Raw genomic sequence first — 14846 nt, 5'->3', positions numbered from 1 at the left:
TTACTTTTTTGTAATTAAAAGTTACATTTTGAAGTACTTTTTTGCATATTTAAATCAAAACTATTAATAATTGCCCCAATTTCAATAAATGTTTAAAGTTGGACAAATATGTATATTTTTTTAAAAGTTTCAAAAAAAATCAGTTTTAAATTTATTTTTTTCTGCAAGCACAAAATAAAATAAGATCCAGCTAAAAAAAAGTAATCATCTGGACAACATTTAACATTTACTTTTAAGCTTTTTCTTATGCACTAAAATAGAAAATAGACCCTTTAGTTTATTACCTAAAACTTCCTAAAAAAGAGAAGGGTAATCCCTTCTCTTTTTGTTTGATACTATTATTTTTTGTTAGAAGCCCATTTGTAAGAGAAATCTCCGCCAAATTTGTGCGCAATAATACCTTTAACTGAATCTTTTTGTAAATATGCACGGCCGCGTTGGTAAATTGGTGAAATACCAGCTTCATCCATAATTACTTTTTCAGCTTCTACCATATCATCCCAACGTTTTTGTGGGTCTGCTTCTTTCTTTGCAGCATTTACAAGCCCATCATATTGTGGATTGTTGTATGCCATTTCATTGAATGGACTGTTAGATAAGAACATATCAATAAATGTCATTGGATCTGGATAGTCTGGACCCCAACCTGAGAATGAGAAGTCGTAATCTAATTTTTTCTCGTTATCAAGTTTAATTTCAAACGGTTGTGGAGCTACAGTAATATTTAAACCAGGTAAGTTCTTCTCAAGCTCACCAGCGATATACTCAGCAGCTTTTTTGCGAGTTGTATCATCATAAGAAAGCATTTTCAGTTCAAATTTATCTTTACCAAGTTCTTTTTTAGCTTCTGCCCATAATTTTTTAGCTTCTTCGACATTATATTTGTTAAAGTCACCATTATGATCACGGAAATCTTTTGAATCTGGTCCTTTTACCCACTCAGAAGGAACTAACCAGTATGCAGGTTTAGAACCATCATTTAAGATTGTAGATGTAATAGCAGATTTATCGTATGCTAAGTCAAATGCTTTACGAGCTTTAGCATTTTTAAAGATTGGTAGTTTTTCATTGAAACGGAAGAATACTAAACGAGCATCTAATTGAGTTTTGTATTCTGGGTTATTTTTATATTTATCAACGTACTCAGAATCTAACATTACTTTATCAATATCGCCGTTTTCATATAAGTTAACTGCAGAAGAAGTATCTTTAACTACATTATATTTAATTTCATCTAACTTAACTGTATCCTTGTCCCAATATTTTGGATTCTTCTTCAATGTAAAGCTTTGCTCATGCTTCCAGTCACTTAAAGTAAACGGACCATTATATAATTGAGTATTTGCTTCTAAACCGTATTGATCACCTTTAGACTCAACCCACTTTTGGTTTTCTGGTAAATATGTTCCAAAAGTTGTTAATTGTAAGAAATAAGGTGTTGGTTGCTCTAATGTAACTTGTAAAGTTTTATCGTCAAGTGCTTTAACACCTAATTGATCTAATGGCATTTTACCATTGAAAATTGCCTCAGCATTTTTCACATAGTAAAGAATGAATGAATATTCAGATGCAGTTTTTGGATTTACAGCACGTTGCCATCCGTATACGAAATCTTTAGCAGTTACTGGCTCACCATTTGACCATTGTGTATCACGTAAATGGAATGTATATGTTAAACCATCTTTACTAACTTCGATCGCATCTTTCTTAGCAACTCCGTCTACTACTTCGTCACTCTCTCCTAAACGAAGTAAACCTTCATTTACATTGTCTAAAACTTCAAATGACATTGAATCAGTAGTTTTTGCTGAATCCATTGAAGGAATCTCAGTAGTTGTAGTTAACCTTAACGTTTGCTTTTTGTCCTTCTGTGAATTAGTTGCTGTCTTTTCTGTGTCTTTGCCACAAGCTGCTAGTACTGTACTTAGTACCAATAAACTTGAAACAGTTGTTGCTAATCTACGCTTCATTAGAGCACCTCCATATATTAGTGATTTTTTCATTTTATAATTTACTTATTTTTCTGAAAAATCACTTATTACTTTTTCAATATACTACAAACTTTTCAGAAAAAAAAGTATTTTTTTAATATTTAATTTATTTTTTATTAAATTCCCCCAAATTCCTAGTTCAAATATCATATTTTTTATTAGTTTTAGTGTAGTGCAATATGATTGTAATACTATTCACATATTTTATCGGTGCAAAATACTACAATATTTAAAAGACTTTATGTCGATTCTAGAAACATTTTATGAACTTCATTATTAGTTTCCATTCTTACTAAATTATGGGTTATAATATATCTTATTGAATTTGAACATATCTATTTTTTATATCAATTTTAGGAAGTGAATGTATGATAAGAAAAAGTATCCCAAACCTATTTACTCTAGGGAATTTATATTGTGGGTTTCTATCGATCGGCTTTGCAGCTAAAGGAGAATTTAGAAATGCCGCAATTCTTATTTTAATAGGAATGATGCTCGATAGTATGGACGGTCGAGTTGCTAGGGTTTTAGGAGTCCAATCACAATTAGGAAAAGAACTAGACTCTTTAGCTGATATAGTTACTTTTGGAGTTGCACCTTCCTATTTGGTATTTTGTACACAATTTTCAACTGAAGGTATCTTTGGTCTAGGAATTGCTGGTTTATTCCCACTGTTTGGCGCATATAGATTAGCACGATTTAATGTAACGCCGATTTCAACATCATTAAAATATTTTACTGGGGTCCCAATTACAGCAGCTGGTGGTCTTGTTGCCTTTTTAACATTATTTGGAAGTCGAATACCGCAAATAGTCATTATTACAGTTTTTGTTGCATTAGCATTCTTAATGGTTAGTAGAATTAAAATTCCAAGCTTTAAAGATATTCCGATCCCTAAATATGGTACAATTATTACGATTTTTTTAGGATACGCATTATATCTAGTATGGCATGCTAAAAAAGTACAGTGGCCATTCTTCATTTATATAGCAATTCCGCTTTACATTTTCTTTATTTTCTTTCAATTTTTCAAAAGTAAAAAGAAGCAATCAAAAAATGAAAATAAGAAACCACGTAAATTCCGTTTAAAAAGAAAGTCTTAATAAAAAGTATGTTTTGATGCATTGTTTTTCATCAAAGCATACTTTTTTTATATATTAATCCTTTTAAATCGCATTTTTCTTGCACATTAATCATTACTGTTCTATAATGACTAAGGATTAAATCGTATTTATTACGATTTTGAATATTTTAATTAAATTTATGTACCTAATTGTTTGATAAAAATTATCTTACATTTTTTTTAAAACTTAAAAAGGAATGATTACGAATTAAATTAAAATATTTTAACCTTTTTCGTTTATTAATAACCTCATTATAAAATACTAAAATGATTAATTTTTTTAGGGAGAGAAAAAAATGAAATTTAAAAAATTAGCAATTACGACTTTGCTATTAACAAGTGCAGTTCTGTCAGCATGCAATAAAGACACGCAACAGCAAAGTACTAAAAATAAAAATAAAAATAAACTGACGATTTATACAACCATTTATCCTTTACAAGATTTTGCTGAAAAAATTGGTGGTAAATACGTTGATGTACATTCCATATACCCTACTGGTGTTGATACTCATGATTTTGAACCAACTTCTAAACAAATTGTAAAAATCGCAAACTCAGATTTATTTGTATACAATGGTGCAGGTATGGAACCTTTTGCAGATAAAATAAAAGATACACTTAAAAATAATAATGTTGCGATCTTAGAGGCAACCAAAAATATTGAATTAATAAAGTCTAACGAAGAAGAAATTGGGGAAGATGAAGACCATCATGACGTTGATCCACATGTTTGGTTAGATCCATCTCGAGCAAAAATTGAAGCACAAAATATTAAGGATGAATTAGTAAAATTAATGCCAAAAAACAAACAGTACTTCGAAGCAAATTATGATAAAATTGTAAATCAATTTGATGAACTTGATAATGAATTGAGAAATTTAGTTTTACATTCTGCGCGTAAGGATATTGTCGTTTCACATGCAGCTTATGGATATTTGGAACAACATTATGGAATTGAACAAATTCCAATCACAGGACTTTCCCCTTCTCAAGAGCCATCACAGAAGGATTTAAAGAAAGTTGTTGATTTTGTTAAAGAACATCATGTCAAATATATTTTGTTTGAAACGTTTGCTACACCTAAAGTAGCAACGGTTGTAAAAAATGAAACTCATGCTGAAATATTAAGACTTAACCACCTAGCAACTATTTCAGAAGACGATTTAAAGAATCATAAAGATTATTTCGACTTAATGCAAGAAAATATAGATACGTTAGATAAAACATTAAATAACCGTTAAAAAGAGGACCCAATTTGTTGGGTCCTTTTCTGCTTCTATTTATCCTACCTTCAAATTATTAGAAGTTGGTTCTGATTTACTCTTGATCTCTTTAAACATCACTTCAAATAAATATGCTCCGATCAAGGCTAATATCGAAATTATGCTAAATGTCCATTTATATCCAATCAGCCCAGCTAATGGAATTGTTAATGGTGCAATAGTTCGTCCAAGTGACCATCTTAAACCTGCTGCTGCAAAATACTGTCCACGTTGATTTTCAGGTGCAATTTTTGCAATAAATGAGTTCTGATTTCCTACAACTAATATCTCACCCAAAGTAAAGAGTGCCATTGCAATAAATATTACATAGGCTGATAGCGTGAATCCAAACAATAACATTGATAAAGCATAACAAACAGATGATGCAAAAAATAAAAATCGTTCATTAAACTTATTTGCAAATTTCGTTATTAAAACTGTAAATAATGCTACGATTAAACCGTTTTCGGCTATGACCCAGCTAAATAACGTTTCACTATTTGTCTTTAAAGTAAAATCGCCAAAATTAAATAATGTTTGAACGGGTATACTTTCTTTAATATAAACCGCTAGTAATAAATCTAGTTGAGTAAAAGTTTGAGAGATTAATATACCAGCTGCAACAAATAAGAAAAAAACCTTATCAGTAAAAATAATACGATAATTCTTTACTTGTTTAACTAAAACTTTTGAAATAGAAGCTTCTTTTTCTTGTCGTACAGAGTCTGGTAATGACTCCTTTATTAATAGTAGAATCATAAATGCGACAATTAAAAAGATAAATGAAGATGTAGCAAATAATAAAAATCTTGCTTTGAAAAATAAAATCCCACCTATAATTGGTCCGATCACAACATTAATATTTATCATCGTATAAAATACAGCGAAGACTAAGTTTCTTTCATCTTTGTCTTCTACCGTATCTGCCACCATAGCCGAACTTGCTGGATTATATAGCATTCCTGTGACACTAATAATTGCAAAACCCAAAAAAGTTAGCCATGGAGAATTTAAAATTGGTGAATTTGCAATTGTTAGCAAAATCATTCCTCCAGCTTGAATAAAAGCTGAAATAACCATCATTCTTTTTCTGCCATACGTATCAGCCAAATATCCACCGATTAAATTTGCAAATACCCCAACAGCTTGAGAGCACATAAGTAAGATTCCCGCTGTTACTTTACCCAATTCTTCAGCAAAATAAATCGCTAAAAATGGTAAATACATCCAAAAAAATAATCCAAAGAAAAACTCAGCAACAAGCCTGATCTTCATATTAAAATTCCATTTAAGTATATTCATGATGTCCGTCCCCCTAACCTTATCACTTTAACATAATTAAAAAAATGCGTAAATTGAATTTTAATTGGTACTTCCTTCTTCTAAGAAATCTATATCAATAAATGCATTTAATTGATCTGTTTAGAAACTTTTACTAAGGGAGCATGTCTATTTTCCTAAAATGTATCATACAATTTAGTACTACATTTAGGAGGACTTCCTATGAAATTCAACTTTAGTAAAGAAGCTCGAAATATAGCCTTTACATATGTCGGAACTGTTATTGGAGCAGGTTTTGCTACGGGTAAGGAAATTGTAGAGTTCTTTTCAATTAACGGGGTATATGGTGCAATGGGGATCCTGTTTGCCACTGTATTATTTTGTTGGTTCGGAACTAAAATTATGACAATTGCTCATACATATAAATTAAATTCTGCTCAGCAATTTAATGTACTATTGTTTGGAGAACTCGGAGGAAATATTATTAATGGGGTATTATTCTTTGTTTTAATTGGCGTTACAAGTGTCATGTTATCGGGTGCTGGAGCTGTTTTTAAAAATTACTTACATTTTGATTCTTTTATCGGTTCAATATTTTTTATCATTTTGACTTTTATCATTTTAAGAAAAGGGACAAGTGGTTTATTCAGTCTAAATAATACAGTAGTCCCAATTATGTGTGCTTTTATCGTCGCAGTTTTCATTAACTCACATTTACCATTTACAATGCATGAAATAACACTAGATCATATTTTACCTTCTATTAATACGCTTAACTTTACAGTGTTTACAAAACCAATTACCTATGTTTGTTTAAATATGGCATTAGCCCAGGCTGTTTTAGTACCTATTGGTTTTGAGTGCAAAGAAAAATCTTCAATTATTCAAGGCGGGGTATTAGGCGGTCTAATATTAGGGACTATTTTATTGCTAATTCACTTGAATGTATCAGGTGTAACCAATTTTCAACAATATGAAATTCCCATGGTAGAAGTAATCAAAAAAATCCATCCAATTTTCTATTACTTTTTCCTAATGGTTATTTTAGCTGAAATTTTCACCACATTAGTTGGAAACATCTATGGGATGTCTAGGCAAATAAATTCATATATCCGATTAAATACAAATGTAGTCGTTATCTTGTTATTAATATGCTGCCTGTTTATTAGCATTATTGGCTATGGACCATTATTAACATTCCTTTATCCACTTATCGGTTGGATTAGTTTCCTTGTAATCCTAACCTTACTAAAACCTAAAAAATCATCTTAATCGCAATCATCGCAAACTTCATAATATAAACCAAATTCAATGTGTAACTTTGGTTTCCATTGAATCTTAAACATCCTACTTTGCCAACGTTCTAATACAAATTGAATTGAATTTTCATCAGGATCGTTTATTAATATCATTTGATGAACTTGTAGGCTTTTTACTGAGAAGCGATTTTCATTTTCGATATACCAATCAATCGTTAACTCATCGTATTCATTAATAATAAACTTAACATACGTGCTCGGTTTATCTTTCAGACTCATCTCGCTAAAGATTCCTTCGTCAGTCACAATAATCGGATAATCACCTTTATCATTTTTTTCTAATTTTATTTGAAAGGTATTTTCTAAAAAACAAATCATTTTGTCACCTTCTAATTTATGATATGTTGTTAGTTTATCAAATAAAGACAGGAAAAGACAGGAATATGCCGGTTCAAAAGATCTTGTTAGGCTGAAATTTGTTCTGAAATTGAAAGAGGATTACTCTTAATTAAAAGAGTAATCCTTCTTTTATTTTCGATTGTATAAAGCTTTATATTTAGACCATGTATTTCTTCTTTCTTTCATTAAAGTAATGAATTCCGGTTTACATTCATCTAAATTAGTTAACGCTACCAATTCGTTATTTTTCCATTTTGTTACAATACCTTCTGTAGTATAGATTAAGTATTGGTATTCTAAGTAACTACCTAACGTTGATAAGCTTATTTGTTCAAAAATATTTTCTGCAAAGCTGTTCGAAAATGATACATATACAGGCCTGGTACCCACTCGATCCAAGTCAAGAACATGTACAATTTTCCGATTACAATCTATACATAATGAATAAACGGAAGGAACAATTCCACCAGTTAAAAAAACTTGTTCATTGCTATAGAATTCCTTCACTCTAATCCTCCTATTATCATTGTATATAAGTATATGCAATAAAAAATAGAATTGACTAGTTAAATTACATCATGCGTCACTTTATTTAATGGAATTTTGGATAAACATAATCTTTCCTGATTCATTAAATTTTAAAGAAGCTTCAAATTCTTTGCCATCCTTTGAAAATCCTTTTATAACTTCTGTTGTCTCACCGTTTAATAATTGCTTCATTAACGCTTTTGTAATTGTTTTTCCTAATATTTTCTTTGAAATTGTAACTTCACATTTTGTTTTTTGGAATTGATCACACCCATAGAATGAGCCTTTATCGATCATTTTACCATCGCATTTAATACATTTTCCAACACTAGTTGATTTTTTCTTCGGACCAAACTTCGAATTTTGCATCTCTTCAATTTTAAACTCTGAAAAATTCCATATCTTCTCGTTTTCATATGCATCAAGAATTATTTTTTCAGTTAATTTTTTGGTTTGTTCCATAAACTCAAGACTACTTGCTTTTCCTTCTCCAATTTCACTTAATCTCTGCTCCCATTTTGCAGTCATTTCAGGTGAAGTTAAAATATTTTCCCCTAAAGCATAAATGATAAGCTTCCCCTTATCCGTCGCGAAAACTTGATTTTTCTTAACATCAATATATTTTCTATTTTTTAAAGTACCTATAATACCAGCCCTAGTTGCCTCAGTACCTAGCCCTTCAGTTTTATTTAGTATTTTCGTTAATTCCGGATTATCAATATGTTTTCCGGCAGACTTCATTAATGTTATTAATTGTCCTTCTGTATATCTTTTAGGTGCTTGAGTTTTCTTTTCTTTTGCCTCTACTTTTTTAACAATACCTTCTTGCCCTGTTTCAACAAGAGGTAAATTTTGTTCTTCAGTATTTTTTTCTTTAGATTTTTCGAAAATGACTTTACGCCAACCTTCTTGAACCATTATTTTCCCTTTTGAAATAAAGGTCGCTCGCCCGTCTACTAGCGTATGAATTGTTGTGTAGTCAAAAATTGAATTAGGATAATGTGCACTAATTAAACGATTTACAATTAGTTCATATATTTTCAATTCCTCATCATTCATTTTAAGGATATTAGGTACTTGCTCAGTAGGTATAATTGCATAGTGATCAGTGACCTTTTTCTCATTAACGTAGCGACTATTATTTAAGATCGATTGATTTGGCAGAGGGAAGAATTTTGAAAATTGCTCAATATTTTCAAGTTTCTTCAATATATCTGGGAGCATCATTGCTTCTTCTTTCGTAATAAAACTTGAGTCTGAACGTGGATATGAAATATTCCCTTTGACATAAAGTTTTTGCGCAATCTCGAGTGTTTTTTGTGGTGAAAATTTATATTTACTGTTTGCATCAGCTTGAAGTGCCGATAAATTATAAAGAAAAGGTGGTTGAAACTCTTTTCTTTCTTGCTCAATATCAGTAATTTTTACGTTTTTATTTTCACAAAAGCCAGCAATTTTTTCAGCTAATTCCTTTGTCATAATTTTAGATTCGGATTCGTTATGCCATTTTCCAAAAAACTTTTGCTTATCAAACTGAAATGTAGCAAAAACTTCCCAATAAGGTTCGGAATTAAACCTTTCAATCTCAAGTTCTCTTTTGACAATGAGAGCAAGTGTTGGTGTTTGAACTCTTCCTAACGAAAATACATCCTGAATTCCTTTTTTCTGTAGATGTAAGGAATATACTCTTGATGCATTCATCCCAACTAACCAATCTGCACATGCTCTGCTATACGCCTCAAAGAATAAACTCTTTGTTTCACTTTCATCCAATAATTGACTAAAACCTTTTTTAACGGCATTTTCTGTTAATGACGAAATCCAAAGCCTTCTCATTGGCTTTTTATTTCCAGCTAAATTTAAAATAAGGCGAACGATATGTTCTCCTTCACGCTCACAGTCACCTGCAAGAATTATTTCAGTAACCTCATCTAAGTGGACTAAATTCTTTATGATTGAAAATTGATCCCACTTTCCTTTTGATACTTTATGCCCAAAGCGATTAGGTATAATTGGTAAAGTATTTAATGACCACTTTTTCCATTTTTCATCGTATTCTTCAGGTGATAATAACTCACATAAATGCCCGATAGCCCAAGTTAAATAAGCACCTTTTGGAAAAAACTCGTTAGGTTGAATGACTAAGAACCCTTTTTTCTTTTGGAACTTAAAAGGGGCTGCAAGCTTTAAACCTTGATCAGGCTTTTCGGCAATAATTAATTTCATTTTCTTCCTCACAATTTAAACTAATTTTTGTATCACTTTCTTTGTTAGATATAGTTATTATATAACTTATGTAATGGTAGGGAAAGCAGGAAGACACGAAAAAAAGGCAGCGCCAAAAGAATTCATTCTCTTGAACTGCCTTTTCTTCTCTTCTTGTTTAGACGCTTTTAACTACACGCTGGATTACGTGGTATTTGAATAAATTCTACTTCTTCTAATATTTTAATTCTTTTTGTTACAATGACAACAAAGTTAGCTGTCCATATATATTTAGGAAAGTTATTTTCGTCAACCATCATTGCTTGAAATGTATCATTCATCATTTCTTCAAATTTTTCCTCTGTCACTAAATCATTTTCAATTTTAAATTCAATCCATTCACAATGAATCATTTTCATCTCTCCATCTCTTTATATAGTGAAATCAAGATTGATTCTTAATAGTAATTTAAATCCCTTACTATGGTTGTAGTATATCATGTACTTTTCCACTTGTGAATAATTTCACAAACAGATCTTAACTTTTTATTTTATTTGTGAAATATTTAAGTCAATTGAATGTATATTTTGATATTAAGCGCTTACTTGACTTATATTCTTAATAGTTGTATATTAATTTCAACATTTATTAAAAAAATTAATAAATGGAAATTCTTTCGCGCTTCATGTGCAATGTTTTAGGAGGAAAAGAAAAATGCAAGGAAAAGTAAAATGGTTCAACAATGAAAAAGGTTTCGGATTCATCGAAGTTGAAGGTGGAGACGATGTATTCGTACATTTCTCAGCAATCCAAACTGACGGATTCAAATCTTTAGAAGAAGGTGCTGAAGTTTCTTTTGACATTGTTGAAGGTAACCGTGGACCTCAAGCTGCTAACGTAGTAAAGATATAATATAAACTTGACTACATAAAGGACTGATTTATCAGTCCTTTTTTATTTTTTATTTAGTGATTATCATAAAAATTATTCAGTATACTTATACAAAAAAATCCTGTCTCTTTTCATGATTCCTATATTATTTGGGAATACTACGAAGTGAAATAAGGAGGGTGTTTATGTCAAATTTTAATAATTTTGAGGATGTAGAAATGAAAGTTAAAGCTGCTCAAAAGCTTGTAGGCTATGCAACAATGAGCATGGACGCACAGCAGTTAACAGATGCAACAACTGCAATTACTCAAGCAAGAGAACAGCTTGAAAAAATGAAGGGCCTTGCTACTAATTTAGATGATGAGTTTTTAAAGAAACAAGAAGAAGACTTAATGCAAGTTGAGCAACAAATAAGAGAAGCTCAGATTTAATGAAAAAGAAGGTACTTTAATTAGTACCTTCTTTTTCGTGTTTAAATTAAGTTAATGGCTAGTTAACAGTCAGAAGTTAATTGCTTACCGATCGTTTTTATTTTTTCTCCTACCGTACATTTATTAATGCAAAAGGATTGAGCAAATTTTTGGCTATGGTCTTTTCTAAAATGTTTATAGACAAAACAGCCATCGCAATAAGTCTTTATTAAAGTATCTATTTCATCCAAGATTTCTTTACGTTCCATACATCATTTCACCTCTTCATGTAACTTCAATCGTACTTATTATCTTATTTCCTTTAAGTGCTTGCGTTGCTAGATTATGAGCTTCTTTATTATCATTACGTTTAATAAGTTCTAATTGTAAGGTTAATTTTAAGTTTTTACAATTTCTTTCAATTCGATTTATGAATCGTTCATGTTGTTCTTCATAACATGGCCAATCTCCATTTAATTGATTAATGACAACTTGTGAATCTCCTTTAATGACTATCGTTTGTCCTCTAATATTCATTTCTTCTAATAGTAGAATTGCATTTTCAATAGCAGCAAATTCTGCTTCATTATTTGTCAATAACCCATCTAATTTTTCATTAAACCTTTTTCGATAGTTTTTTCCATTTTGACTAAAGTATAAGCATACACCTATTCCTGATATAGATGTTGTTTGATCAAAGCCACCGTCAAAAAAAATTGAAATATTATGTGGTTCTTCTTCAAGTTCTTTTAAATACTTAATTACTTGTTTTTTGGTCCACTCTGTGTCGAATTGATCTAAAAAGATGATTTCTTTTGTTCTACCTGTACTTTCAAAATCATCCGCTAAAAGTAGAGCTTCTTTTATTTCTAACCATTCAGTTTCAAGTGTAATTTGATATTTCTTTTTGGTTTGATACTTCCAACTGATTTTTAGTTTCATCCGACACACCTCTTCTATTGTTTATTTTAGACTAGACTATGGTTGAATATAAAAATACTTCTTTCATATTTTAAGTTTTCATTTTTTTGAATATATACTAAAATGGTACATATATAAGTGTTGGAGGTTTACTATGATTGAAGTTTATATTGACGGAGCTTCCAAAGGAAATCCCGGGCCTTCAGGTGCAGGTATTTTCATAAAAGGAATTAAAGAACCTGTTTTTTTAAGTATTCCATTAGATTCGATGTCTAATCATGAAGCTGAGTTTCATGCCTTGCTACTTGCACTAGATTATTGTGTCAAAAATAATTTAACAATTGTTTCATTCCGTACAGATTCAAAAATCGTTGAAGAAAGTATTGATAAGAAATATTCGAAAAACGATTTGTTTATTCCTTTATTAGAGAAATCACTTAAGTTGATCAATCAACTTGATCTTTTCTTTATTAAATGGATTCCATCAAGCGCAAATAAAGTTGCTGATGAACTTGCTCGAAAAGCCATAAAATAAAAAAGGAATGGACGCTATGAAAAATAAATTAATCGCTTTTTCTTCTTTAGTCTTTGTGTCCTTCATTTGGGGTTCTTCGCTTTTCATTGTTAAAGAAACACTTAAGTTTGTCCAACCATTTACATTTAATGCATTACGATTTATTGTAGCAGCAATTGTATTATTTACCGTTCAAACTTTATTAAATCGAAAAAATAATAAAAGATATCGAGGAAAAGCTGGATTTATTTTCCCTGGAATCGTTATAGGATTATTCTTATTTCTAGGTTTTGTTTTTCAAACATTTGGATTACATTACACTTCTATATCCAAATCGGGTTTTATAATAGGTATTAGTGTAGCGATTGTTCCTTTTCTTTTATTCTTTAAATATAAGAAAAAGCCAACTTTACGGGAAAATTTATGTGCAATTATTGCATTCATCGGATTATTTTTATTAACTCTATCAACAAATTCCAAGTTTAATTCTGGTGATATTATTTCCTTTTTCAGTGCGATTGCGTTTGCTCTTCATATTATTTACTCAACGATCTACTCACCTAGTTATAATTCACTACAACTGGCAACTGTACAAGTAACTTTTGTAGGTTTAGCCTCTTGGACATTTGCTTTAATTTTTGAAGATTGGCAAGTCATTTTCAATCATACATTATGGACTAATAAATTTTTTATTTTTTCAATTCTATTTACTGCAATTTTTTGTACCGCTGCAGCTTTCTTTATCCAAATGTTTGCCCAACGTACAATAAGTGCCACAGAAGTAGGGATTATTCTCGCTACTGAGCCAGTTTTCGCAGCGATTACTGGATATTATTATGGGGGAGAAAGGTTACAAGAAATTGGTTTATTCGGTTGCAGCTTGATTTTAGTTTCTACAATCGTAACTCAAATTAGAAAGAACAAAAGTAAAAAGCAATTATATAAAGAAGAAAAAACCATTCACAAAATGTGAATGGTTTTTTTTCCCGCAAATGCCGTTGTTCCTTTTATGTCTAAGTAAACCGAACTCCAAGGTGGATGTCCTCACAAGTAACGCTCATCCTCCTATATGTAGGCACGATGTTGTTACTTAAATATCGGTCTTCCGGTATACAAATCATTGGTTTAAGACATAAACTGACAACGCACACAGCAGGTTTTGTTTAATTTGTATTCTCATTCTATACCAATTAAAACTATTTTGCAACTAATTATTTTTTCTTGTTCACAACATTTTCTTCATAAGAAATCCAGTCACTAAAACTTCCCGGATAGAGTTTTACATTCGTATATCCAGCTTCAACTAATCCTAAATAATTAACACAGCCAGTGACACCTGAACCACAATAAACAACAGTTTCATTGTCATTTTTAAATGGCTTAAAGAGCGTTTGTAATTCTTCTTTTGTTTTAAATTCTCCCGTTTCATTTAAAACATCTTTCCAAAATGAATTTTTGGCTCCAGGTATGTGGCCAGCAATTCGGTCAATTGGTTCAAATTCGCCAATATATCGAATAGATTCTCTAGAATCAATTAAATTGAAATCCTCATTTTTACTATTCTTCTTAACTTCATTCATCGTACTAATCATATACTGTTGTACGTTAATCTCGAATTTTTTAGGTATTACTTCCTCAATTTGAGTAGTTACTTCAAAATCGTTTTCCAACCATTTTCTATAACCACCATTTAAAACAAAAGTAAACTGATGCCCTACTAAATTACATAAAAACCAACATCTTGCAGCATTATCATTCGTACCATCATCATAACAAAGAACAATCGTATCATGATCGATCCCTAGTTCCCCTAAAAGATTTCCAAAATCATTTAAATTTGGAAACGGATGTCTGCCTCCATGCTTTTGTACAGGACTAGATAAGTCATTATTTAAATCAACATAGCGAGAAAGCGGAATATGATTTTTCTGATACTCACTTAAACCATATTCAGGATTTGACAATTGAAATCGACAATCTAAAAATACAACATTTTTATTTAAGCGCAATTTATTTGCAATGTTTACATCAATAATATTTTTCAATTTTAATTGTTCACCCT

At 30.6% G+C, this 14846-nt stretch carries 16 protein-coding genes and 1 other RNA gene; 7 read left to right on the top strand and 10 right to left on the bottom strand.

Annotated features, from left to right (window positions below):
• Nucleotides 1–338 precede the first annotated feature (338 nt).
• A complete protein-coding gene (locus tag ACFVR2_RS05220) occupies nucleotides 339–1970 on the bottom strand; it encodes a peptide ABC transporter substrate-binding protein (RefSeq protein ID WP_387359494.1) in 1632 nt (543 codons plus the stop codon).
• A 389-nt stretch (nucleotides 1971–2359) separates the two neighbouring features.
• Here ACFVR2_RS05220 and pssA point away from each other — a divergent pair, with 389 nt between their 5' ends.
• A complete protein-coding gene (gene pssA / locus ACFVR2_RS05215; protein WP_387359492.1) occupies nucleotides 2360–3094 on the top strand; it encodes a CDP-diacylglycerol--serine O-phosphatidyltransferase in 735 nt (244 codons plus the stop codon).
• A gap of 316 nt (nucleotides 3095–3410) precedes the next feature.
• Nucleotides 3411–4355 (top strand): metal ABC transporter substrate-binding protein, encoded by a 945-nt coding sequence (locus tag ACFVR2_RS05210; RefSeq protein WP_387359489.1) that lies wholly within the window; start codon nucleotides 3411–3413, stop codon nucleotides 4353–4355.
• Between the two features lie 39 nt (nucleotides 4356–4394).
• Here the strand turns inward: ACFVR2_RS05210 and ACFVR2_RS05205 are convergent, their stop codons facing one another.
• Complete coding sequence (locus tag ACFVR2_RS05205; RefSeq protein ID WP_387359487.1) at nucleotides 4395–5678, bottom strand: MDR family MFS transporter; 1284 nt, start codon at nucleotides 5676–5678, stop codon at nucleotides 4395–4397.
• A gap of 201 nt (nucleotides 5679–5879) precedes the next feature.
• On the opposite strand from ACFVR2_RS05205, the gene ACFVR2_RS05200 reads away from it, so the two are divergent.
• A complete protein-coding gene (locus ACFVR2_RS05200) occupies nucleotides 5880–6929 on the top strand; it encodes a YkvI family membrane protein (protein ID WP_387359485.1) in 1050 nt (349 codons plus the stop codon).
• Here ACFVR2_RS05200 and ACFVR2_RS05195 read toward each other — a convergent pair.
• The 4 genes from ACFVR2_RS05195 to ACFVR2_RS05180 form a co-directional block, all read right to left on the bottom strand.
• Nucleotides 6926–7294, bottom strand: coding sequence for a DUF3979 family protein (locus ACFVR2_RS05195; protein ID WP_387359483.1), 369 nt, complete (start codon nucleotides 7292–7294; stop codon nucleotides 6926–6928). The two genes, ACFVR2_RS05200 and ACFVR2_RS05195, sit on opposite strands and share 4 nt — an antisense overlap.
• Nucleotides 7295–7444: 150 nt before the next feature.
• Nucleotides 7445–7822, bottom strand: coding sequence for a hypothetical protein (locus tag ACFVR2_RS05190; protein ID WP_387359481.1), 378 nt, complete (start codon nucleotides 7820–7822; stop codon nucleotides 7445–7447).
• Nucleotides 7823–7903: 81 nt separating this feature from the next.
• Nucleotides 7904–10069, bottom strand: coding sequence for a DNA topoisomerase III (locus ACFVR2_RS05185; RefSeq protein WP_387359479.1), 2166 nt, complete (start codon nucleotides 10067–10069; stop codon nucleotides 7904–7906).
• Nucleotides 10070–10236: 167 nt separating this feature from the next.
• Nucleotides 10237–10461 (bottom strand): hypothetical protein, encoded by a 225-nt coding sequence (locus tag ACFVR2_RS05180; RefSeq protein ID WP_387359477.1) that lies wholly within the window; start codon nucleotides 10459–10461, stop codon nucleotides 10237–10239.
• A gap of 301 nt (nucleotides 10462–10762) precedes the next feature.
• On the opposite strand from ACFVR2_RS05180, the gene cspD reads away from it, so the two are divergent.
• Both cspD and ACFVR2_RS05170 read left to right on the top strand, forming a co-directional pair.
• The gene (gene cspD, locus ACFVR2_RS05175) at nucleotides 10763–10960 is read left to right on the top strand and encodes a cold-shock protein CspD (protein ID WP_387359475.1); all 198 of its coding nucleotides are present in this window, start codon (nucleotides 10763–10765) and stop codon (nucleotides 10958–10960) included.
• 164 nt (nucleotides 10961–11124) lie between these two features.
• Nucleotides 11125–11370: a DUF2564 family protein gene (locus tag ACFVR2_RS05170; RefSeq protein ID WP_387359473.1), complete on the top strand. Its 246-nt coding sequence runs from the start codon at nucleotides 11125–11127 to the stop codon at nucleotides 11368–11370.
• A 62-nt stretch (nucleotides 11371–11432) separates the two neighbouring features.
• On the opposite strand, the gene ACFVR2_RS05165 is transcribed toward ACFVR2_RS05170, so the two are convergent.
• Together ACFVR2_RS05165 and ACFVR2_RS05160 are read right to left on the bottom strand one after the other, a co-directional pair.
• A complete protein-coding gene (locus tag ACFVR2_RS05165; protein WP_098231412.1) occupies nucleotides 11433–11618 on the bottom strand; it encodes a zinc-finger domain-containing protein in 186 nt (61 codons plus the stop codon).
• A 16-nt stretch (nucleotides 11619–11634) separates the two neighbouring features.
• On the bottom strand, nucleotides 11635–12291 hold the full coding sequence (locus tag ACFVR2_RS05160) for a reverse transcriptase-like protein (protein ID WP_387359471.1): 657 nt from the start codon (nucleotides 12289–12291) through the stop codon (nucleotides 11635–11637).
• A 133-nt stretch (nucleotides 12292–12424) separates the two neighbouring features.
• Here ACFVR2_RS05160 and ACFVR2_RS05155 point away from each other — a divergent pair, with 133 nt between their 5' ends.
• Nucleotides 12425–12805: a reverse transcriptase-like protein gene (locus ACFVR2_RS05155; protein ID WP_387359469.1), complete on the top strand. Its 381-nt coding sequence runs from the start codon at nucleotides 12425–12427 to the stop codon at nucleotides 12803–12805.
• 16 nt (nucleotides 12806–12821) lie between these two features.
• On the top strand, nucleotides 12822–13757 hold the full coding sequence (locus ACFVR2_RS05150; RefSeq protein ID WP_387359467.1) for a DMT family transporter: 936 nt from the start codon (nucleotides 12822–12824) through the stop codon (nucleotides 13755–13757).
• Nucleotides 13758–13763: 6 nt separating this feature from the next.
• On the opposite strand, the gene ssrS is transcribed toward ACFVR2_RS05150, so the two are convergent.
• A non-coding RNA gene (gene ssrS, locus ACFVR2_RS05145) (6S RNA) lies at nucleotides 13764–13946 on the bottom strand.
• Between the two features lie 49 nt (nucleotides 13947–13995).
• The gene (locus tag ACFVR2_RS05140; protein WP_387359465.1) at nucleotides 13996–14829 is read right to left on the bottom strand and encodes a sulfurtransferase; all 834 of its coding nucleotides are present in this window, start codon (nucleotides 14827–14829) and stop codon (nucleotides 13996–13998) included.
• Between the last annotated feature and the right edge of the window lie 17 nt (nucleotides 14830–14846).

It is taken from the genome of Gottfriedia sp. NPDC057991 (genome assembly GCF_042886615.1).
Classification (GTDB): domain Bacteria; phylum Bacillota; class Bacilli; order Bacillales; family Bacillaceae_G; genus Gottfriedia.
This window is presented reverse-complemented; position numbering and strand designations above follow the sequence as displayed.

What these genes read in the sequence shown, in the direction of transcription:
- ACFVR2_RS05220 (WP_387359494.1), bottom strand. Translation starts at nt 1,970, where the DNA reads ATGAAGCGTAGATTAGCAACAACTGTTTCAAGTTTATTGGTACTAAGT.
- pssA (WP_387359492.1), top strand. Translation starts at nt 2,360, where the DNA reads ATGATAAGAAAAAGTATCCCAAACCTATTTACTCTAGGGAATTTATAT.
- ACFVR2_RS05210 (WP_387359489.1), top strand. Translation starts at nt 3,411, where the DNA reads ATGAAATTTAAAAAATTAGCAATTACGACTTTGCTATTAACAAGTGCA.
- ACFVR2_RS05205 (WP_387359487.1), bottom strand. Translation starts at nt 5,678, where the DNA reads ATGAATATACTTAAATGGAATTTTAATATGAAGATCAGGCTTGTTGCT.
- ACFVR2_RS05200 (WP_387359485.1), top strand. Translation starts at nt 5,880, where the DNA reads ATGAAATTCAACTTTAGTAAAGAAGCTCGAAATATAGCCTTTACATAT.
- ACFVR2_RS05195 (WP_387359483.1), bottom strand. Translation starts at nt 7,294, where the DNA reads ATGATTTGTTTTTTAGAAAATACCTTTCAAATAAAATTAGAAAAAAAT.
- ACFVR2_RS05185 (WP_387359479.1), bottom strand. Translation starts at nt 10,069, where the DNA reads ATGAAATTAATTATTGCCGAAAAGCCTGATCAAGGTTTAAAGCTTGCA.
- ACFVR2_RS05180 (WP_387359477.1), bottom strand. Translation starts at nt 10,461, where the DNA reads ATGATTCATTGTGAATGGATTGAATTTAAAATTGAAAATGATTTAGTG.
- cspD (WP_387359475.1), top strand. Translation starts at nt 10,763, where the DNA reads ATGCAAGGAAAAGTAAAATGGTTCAACAATGAAAAAGGTTTCGGATTC.
- ACFVR2_RS05170 (WP_387359473.1), top strand. Translation starts at nt 11,125, where the DNA reads ATGTCAAATTTTAATAATTTTGAGGATGTAGAAATGAAAGTTAAAGCT.
- ACFVR2_RS05165 (WP_098231412.1), bottom strand. Translation starts at nt 11,618, where the DNA reads ATGGAACGTAAAGAAATCTTGGATGAAATAGATACTTTAATAAAGACT.
- ACFVR2_RS05160 (WP_387359471.1), bottom strand. Translation starts at nt 12,291, where the DNA reads ATGAAACTAAAAATCAGTTGGAAGTATCAAACCAAAAAGAAATATCAA.
- ACFVR2_RS05155 (WP_387359469.1), top strand. Translation starts at nt 12,425, where the DNA reads ATGATTGAAGTTTATATTGACGGAGCTTCCAAAGGAAATCCCGGGCCT.
- ACFVR2_RS05150 (WP_387359467.1), top strand. Translation starts at nt 12,822, where the DNA reads ATGAAAAATAAATTAATCGCTTTTTCTTCTTTAGTCTTTGTGTCCTTC.